The 6,499-nt window shown below is 38.6% G+C and carries 5 protein-coding genes; 4 read left to right on the plus strand and 1 reads right to left on the minus strand.

The window, feature by feature from the left end; all coding sequences use genetic code 11:
* The first annotated feature begins 34 nt into the window (after positions 1-34).
* From B4Z47_RS07475 to B4Z47_RS07485, 3 genes are all read left to right on the plus strand, one after another.
* Entirely contained in the window at positions 35-1,450 is a 1,416-nt protein-coding gene (locus B4Z47_RS07475; protein ID WP_070561063.1) for a PLP-dependent aminotransferase family protein, read from the plus strand.
* Positions 1,451-1,535: 85 nt separating this feature from the next.
* A complete protein-coding gene (locus B4Z47_RS07480) occupies positions 1,536-2,051 on the plus strand; it encodes an N-acetyltransferase (protein ID WP_070561062.1) in 516 nt (171 codons plus the stop codon).
* Between the two features lie 210 nt (positions 2,052-2,261).
* Positions 2,262-3,560 carry a hypothetical protein gene (locus tag B4Z47_RS07485; protein WP_286727106.1) on the plus strand — a complete coding sequence of 433 codons (1,299 nt, stop codon included), beginning with the start codon at positions 2,262-2,264 and terminating at the stop codon, positions 3,558-3,560.
* A gap of 151 nt (positions 3,561-3,711) precedes the next feature.
* On the opposite strand, the gene B4Z47_RS07490 is transcribed toward B4Z47_RS07485, so the two are convergent.
* A complete protein-coding gene (locus B4Z47_RS07490) occupies positions 3,712-4,113 on the minus strand; it encodes a helix-turn-helix domain-containing protein (RefSeq protein ID WP_070561060.1) in 402 nt (133 codons plus the stop codon).
* A gap of 925 nt (positions 4,114-5,038) precedes the next feature.
* Between B4Z47_RS07490 and B4Z47_RS07495 the strand changes: the two genes are divergently transcribed.
* A complete protein-coding gene (locus B4Z47_RS07495; RefSeq protein ID WP_286727107.1) occupies positions 5,039-6,379 on the plus strand; it encodes a M60 family metallopeptidase in 1,341 nt (446 codons plus the stop codon).
* Positions 6,380-6,499: the final 120 nt, after the last annotated feature.

The raw sequence follows: 6,499 nt of genomic DNA on the forward strand, positions 1-6,499 counted from the left end.
ACAGGTACAGTATAGGTAAAAGTGATCAATACAGATGAAGAACTATAAATTTGAAATCTTTACACAGGCAATCGAGAAAAATATAAAATCAGGGGTCTATAAACCCGGACAAAAGCTACCTTCAGTACGTGATTTTAAAGATTATTATGGTTTAAGTATGAGTACTGTTCAAGCTGGATACGAATATCTTATGATTCGTGGCCTAGTGGAAAGCGTTCCGAAATCTGGCTACTATGTCAGTGCGAAAAATGAAATGCTGGCAGAACCAGGAGGGCATGGTCGTCCACCAATAGTAAGGGATGCTGTCTTTGAACAAAGGCTGGGCCTGACAACAGCGTCACCTTTGGGGCGGGGTTTTTCGGAATTTAATGTTGCGGCTCCAGGGGATCTCCTTGTTCCGCAAAAACTTTTACTTCGGACGATGCAACAGGTCATTCGGGAACTAGGGGCAGGATTGCTACGCTATTATCCGTCTAATGGCTCTGTACAATTGAAGGACAACATTGTCAGCCGTGCGGCCTCTCATCAGACCTTGCTGCATACAGATGAACTGCTGATCACAGATGGCGCTTTACAGGCCTTGTATATCGCCTTGGCAGCCGTATGCGAAGCCGGAGATATTGTTGCTGTGGAAAGTCCATGTGTATTTTCTGTATTGGAGGTCATTCGGGTGCTCAAACTGCGTGTCATTGAAGTTCCTGTTCTGACTAAAGAAGGCTTCGATATTGATTTTTTTAGAAGAGCATGTCAAAGAAGTGCTGTAAAAGCCGTCGTGCTAACACCGAATTTTCATAATCCAACAGGTATTTTGCTTGCAGATGAACAGAAAATTGCTTTATTGGCGATTGCTCATCAATATCATGTTGCTGTTATCGAGAACGATATATATGGCGACCTAAACTTTCACGGGAGTAGACCATCTACTTTAAAACAATTTGATGAAAGCGGATTGGTGATGACTTATTCATCTTATTCAAAAACCCTGGCACCTGGAATTCGACTGGGCTGGTTAAGCACAGGGCTATTTCTGAAAGATGCCGAACAGATCAAGTTTGCGTTGGGCAGTACAGTTTCCCCTTTGAATCAGGAGACTGTAAGCCGTTTAATCGGCAGCAGTAGTTACGATCGGCATATTCGTTCACTGAAGATGCAACTGGCAAAAAATGCCTATCTAGCCACCAACCTAATCGCTTCCAGTTTTCCCGAACAAACCAAAGTGATTGCCCCGGCAGGTGGATATAGTCTTTGGGTTAAAATGCCCGAAAGTACAGATATGTCGGATTTTTATGCGCAATGTGAAAAAATTGGTGCGAGATTCACACCGGGTTATACGTTCTCTTTTGCGAATACTTTTGGACATTATTTTAGGTTGGTCATCGCGGATAAATTTTCTGATAAACGAATTGAAGCGATCCAGCATATAGGTCGGTATTTATGTGGGAACCTGTAGCTGTACTGATGCTAAATGAATAATGTGTATCGAATAATAGCAAGTGATAGCATGTACATTTGTTTGTTTAATAGGAGATGCATATATGAATATAGTTACAAAATTTACGGTGGCAACAGAGCAGGGAATTGAAGCGTTGTCGATGATCACCAAAACACTGGCGCTAGAAAAATTCGCCAACTTAGTGGAGCCAGCTGAACTGGAACATTACATCGCTGACAATTTTAATTCCAGAACACTTGTCAACGAAATAAACAGCATGTCAAACCAATGGCTGGTGGTGTATGCCGACGATCAACCAATGGGTTATGCAAGAATAACCTCGAAAGGGCAGAAACCGGATGCCCTGGCAGGTACACGTGCGATTCGAATCGCGGACTTTGGTGTCTGCCAACATGCAGCTCGGCAGCAAATGGAGACATCTTTAATGGACAAATGTCTTGCCGTCTGCAATCCCTATGACGTGATATGGGTGAATGAACCCATAATAAGTTCGTCGATAGGATTTTTTGAGCAGAATGGATTTATAAAACAGCCAGGGATTAGCAGATTCGAGGGATTGGCCTTGGAATCAGCAATATATCTTAAGGCGACCTCATAGTTCAAAGGAACTTTATCGTGAAGTTTAAACAAAGCATAATAATGTTTAGCAAAAAAAGTGCACAGATTAGTGCGCTTTTTTTTGTTTAATGATAGATATTTTAGTTTTATAATGTGTATTTTTAGTTTTTAAAAAGAAGGTGTTTGTCAAACTTTAACAATATCTTTAAACTAAAAAATATCGTTTATAATCCCTTTTCATAATTGTTTAATGAAGAAAATAGTTATAACGCTTCTATATCTTTGGTTCTGTGTATTCGCATTTGGGCAAGAATTTAAGGACATAAAGCCAGAGAGTATCGTTCAGTACTTTAGTGAAATTAAAACTGCGGCTAAGATTGGTTATTCGTTGTGGAATAGGGATTTATATGATGATATTATTTTGGTAAACCCTGATACGCGGCAGCTATTTAGTAATAACTCTGGTGCCGATAGTTCGTTTGTGCAATACAAAAATAGCTATATCGGTAAATTACCCGATAGTGTAAATATTGCCAATACATCTTTAACGTGGAATGGGCTTACTTGGGCGATGATTATGCTGCCTTTATCTAAAGATTATTATACACGGATCAATTTGTTGGCCCATGAATTGTTTCATTCAGCACAATCGGTTTTGGGATTTGTTCAAAATAACAGCGAAAGTATCCATCTCGACCAAGAGAATGGACGAATATATTTACGTTTAGAATTGGAAGCACTTAAAAAGGCGGTTTGTTCAGACGCGCAAGATGAACAACGAATGCATTTGAAGGGTGCTTTGATTTTTCGGAAGTATCGAAATTCACTTTTTCCAGGTTCTGCCCACATTGAAAACCAATTGGAGCTTAATGAAGGAATCGCAGAGTATACCGGGCTAATGATTAGTGGGAGAAACAAAGAAAAAACAAAAAAACATTTTACTAATGTTGTAGACAGATTTTTCTCGAATCCCACTTATGTAAGGTCTTTTGCCTATAATACCACGCCGATCTATGGTTATATAATGAGTTTAAAGGATCCGCTTTGGAACCAAAAGATTTCAGTAAATACGGATTTAACCGCATTTTTTATGCGCGAATTGAACATTGAGGTTCCGAAAGATCTTGCGGCAACAGTAAAAGTCATAGCAGCGAAGTATAACGGGAACCTGGTATTCAGAGAAGAGCGGCTACGTGCGGAAAAAATAAGAAAGCAAATCGCATTTTATCGTTCCTTGTTTGTAGACCAGCCTCATATGACTATAAAATTCGAGAAAATGAATGTGTCTTTTGATCCGAGAAATATCCTTCCAATCGCAGATTTGGGAACTGTTTATCCAACCATAAGGATTACTGATAACTGGGGGATTCTTGAAGTCAAAAGTGGAGCGCTTATGGGGCCCAATTGGGATAAAATAACAGTTAGTAGGCCTACAAAAATCGAAGGGCAACGCGTAGAGGGTGAGGGCTGGGTGATGCAACTCAAAGATCAGTATGCCGTGCAAAAGGACGAACCGCTGAATAACTACAGGCTTATCAAAAAGCAGTAGATACACTATCTTGATTTTTTGTACTATGCAGCTTTACCAAATCAGCATTAAATACTGGTAAATATAGGAATATCGCCCAAATTTCATAAAAAGCTTACCCTATGCTATTCAATTTTTAGCTATCGATCGGGAGATAGCTTCGAGTTATTTTTTAAATATAATCCAGCGCATTTAATGCCCTAAATTTTCGGGGACTCAGACCGGTATGCTTTTTTATAAACCGTGTTAATGATGCTGAAGAACTAAAACCATAATACGAAGTCAACTCTTTAATCGGAATTTCAGTGGTAGCAAGTTTTTTGGCAATCTCACTTGCGACAATTTCCTTGACGATCGTGCTGGGTGAAGTTTCACTGCTTGAAAGTGTCAATCGATGTAAGGCCATTCTTGAAACGTTGAGCTTTTTCAAGTAGAATTGGAGATCCCAGTGATTCTGAGGATACTGGTGAATGAGTTTTTTAAATTCTACTATAATGGGGTGTTCCGCTAGCGGTGCTGAATTTTGATCCAATTGATTTAATGTTTCTTTTTGTTCCTTTATGTTATTTTTCATGTTTTAAGATAATCGCTTGTTATTGATTCACTATAGTGTTCTGAGGCTATAGTTTAGATTAAATGTTTCATCAAACTTTTTTGAATACAAGCAAAATTAGGGTATTAATTTCATAGTGTACTTTTCGAAATTAACGATTCGCTTTTTAAAATTATAATTTTTTATAATTGATTCTGGTAAACTGAAGCGAAGCAGATTATCCTTTGAAAAATAGAAGGATAAATTAAAACTTGGCTCCGAGAAGAGAGAAATCGTTTTTTTGTTCTATTTTCTGATTTCATTTTTCTCTTGTTTTATTTTGTATTATTCTTTGTAATATAGGTTTTTACGTATGTTATCTTTATTAAAAATAAAACTATGAAATACGTTGATTATAACCTTTGGTTATACTGCTTTTTTTTAGGTTTTTTAGGATTCACGTCTAATTAATCCACTTCAAGTCATCTTCATCTATAATTTAATCATGGTTATTGAGATGATCATGCGCAGCTCCGCTAGTGCTGGATGATGGAGTGTTCGAGCGAATAGCGTTAGATCTGAGCGATTAGTTTGAATAACATCTAGCTTCTATCGCGGTACAGAATAAGGTTATTACTCGATTCTTGTCATTTTTTATAAAATATACTTTCTTTTGGGTTATTTGATGTTTGTCTAAGCGAAAAGGTTTTCGTTGATTGTGCAAACGTTTGATCTGAAGCAGTTGATTATTTTTCTGTACAATATATTATATCTTGCTTTAAGATTATGAACTAATACTTTACCGAAGGTGAAGAGAATTCTTTGTATGGATCATCTTGTTTCAAGTTTTGTGGAATCCTAAATCGATAAAAAAAATAAAAAACTTCGAAACAGCCGCTGAGGCTTTGTAGGATGATCGGAAGAAGTGCGGACAATTAATACAATTTATAAACTTTATTTAAAAATTATGAGAAAGACCGTGTTTTCCTTAATCACGATTTTAGTGATCGCTATGAGCATTTCCTGCCGGAAAGATGGCAGCTTAATGTACACCTTACCAAACGATACCGGCGCAGAATCCTTAGCAATAGCGGATTCGGTCCAACTATTCAACGTAAGTCCTTCGGCCGCAACGGAGGCTGATAGACTTCAATTTCGAGCGAATCACAATGAAATGCAAATGACCGGATTTTATGTGGCGCCAAACAGTACCATAACCATAAACGTAAAAGTCAACTCGGGTACTACAGCAGCACGCTTAGCGATCGGGACGCCTTTTAGAGATAATATTCGACCAGTCCGGCAGTATTTCAATCTCCAGGCAGGTACGCAAACTTTCACAGTGGATCAATACGGGGGATTGGTTTATGTGATTTATACAGCTGATAATTATACAACAACTGGAGAAATCGAGCTTTCTTTTGGCAATGGATTTATTCCGGTCCCTTACTTTCAAAAGGGGATAACCTCCCATGAGCAAAGGGTAGCTACATTGGATTCGTTGAAAAGTACCGTTCCGGATGTCATCTTCTCGTCGGATCACACCATTATGGTAGCCAAAATTGCCGATGCCCTGTTGTACAGGGACGAAGATCAACAGCTGATTGTTAATAGACTGGATTCAATTATTGACTTTTCCAATCGGATCAGTGGCTTGAATGGTACCAGTGGAGTTCATGCGATACCTTACAATAAGCATCTGATTACCGTGAGGGATTCGAGTGCTGGAGGCTATATGGCAGCCGGTATTTCTATTTATTTTACCGATGCCTTATCTTATCGTATGTTGCAGCCAAAATATCTGTCCAATACAAATGGATGGGGAATATGGCATGAGGTCGGCCACACCTATCAACAAAAAGCTTGGACCTGGGGCAATCTGACAGAAACAACCGTGAATGTCTATTCCCTAGCCAGCGAAAGGGGATTTGGATTGCCGGTAAGTCGAGTGACAGCCAATAATTCCTGGCCTAAATTGACGACTTACTTTCAAAAAAATATCGCTGATCGTAACTTTAATTTGGGGGATAATGATTTGAAAATGATTATGTTTCATCAACTCTGGTTGGGATTTGGCGACGATTTTTACATCAAACTTAGCAAAACTACGCGCGAGAACAGGCCCGCAGTTTCGACAGATGCAGAGAAAATGCGCTATTTTATGCTGTCTGCATGTCAGATTGCTCAAAAAGATCTCTCGGATTTTTTTAGAAAATGGGGGTTTAAAGTTGATGAATCTGTCTATACAGCAATAGCTGATTTGAATTTGCCAGCGCCAATGCAGGATCTAACTACTTTAAGAGATTAAACATTCTTAAATACCCTGTTGGACAGGATAGACGGATAGAAACAAGTACGTTATCGCGGAAAAAAAATTAATCGTTGTTTTACAATAAAAACATGGAAACACTTGCGTCCTAAACGTTTA

The organism is Sphingobacterium sp. UBA2610, from assembly GCF_002339225.1.
Taxonomy (GTDB): Bacteria; Bacteroidota; Bacteroidia; order Sphingobacteriales; family Sphingobacteriaceae; genus Sphingobacterium; species Sphingobacterium multivorum.

Bases quoted from the DNA above. Each gene is read 5' to 3' on its own strand.
- B4Z47_RS07475 (WP_070561063.1), top strand. From the start codon at position 35: ATGAAGAACTATAAATTTGAAATCTTTACACAGGCAATCGAGAAAAAT.
- B4Z47_RS07480 (WP_070561062.1), top strand. From the start codon at position 1,536: ATGAATATAGTTACAAAATTTACGGTGGCAACAGAGCAGGGAATTGAA.
- B4Z47_RS07485 (WP_286727106.1), top strand. From the start codon at position 2,262: ATGAAGAAAATAGTTATAACGCTTCTATATCTTTGGTTCTGTGTATTC.
- B4Z47_RS07490 (WP_070561060.1), bottom strand. From the start codon at position 4,113: ATGAAAAATAACATAAAGGAACAAAAAGAAACATTAAATCAATTGGAT.
- B4Z47_RS07495 (WP_286727107.1), top strand. From the start codon at position 5,039: ATGAGAAAGACCGTGTTTTCCTTAATCACGATTTTAGTGATCGCTATG.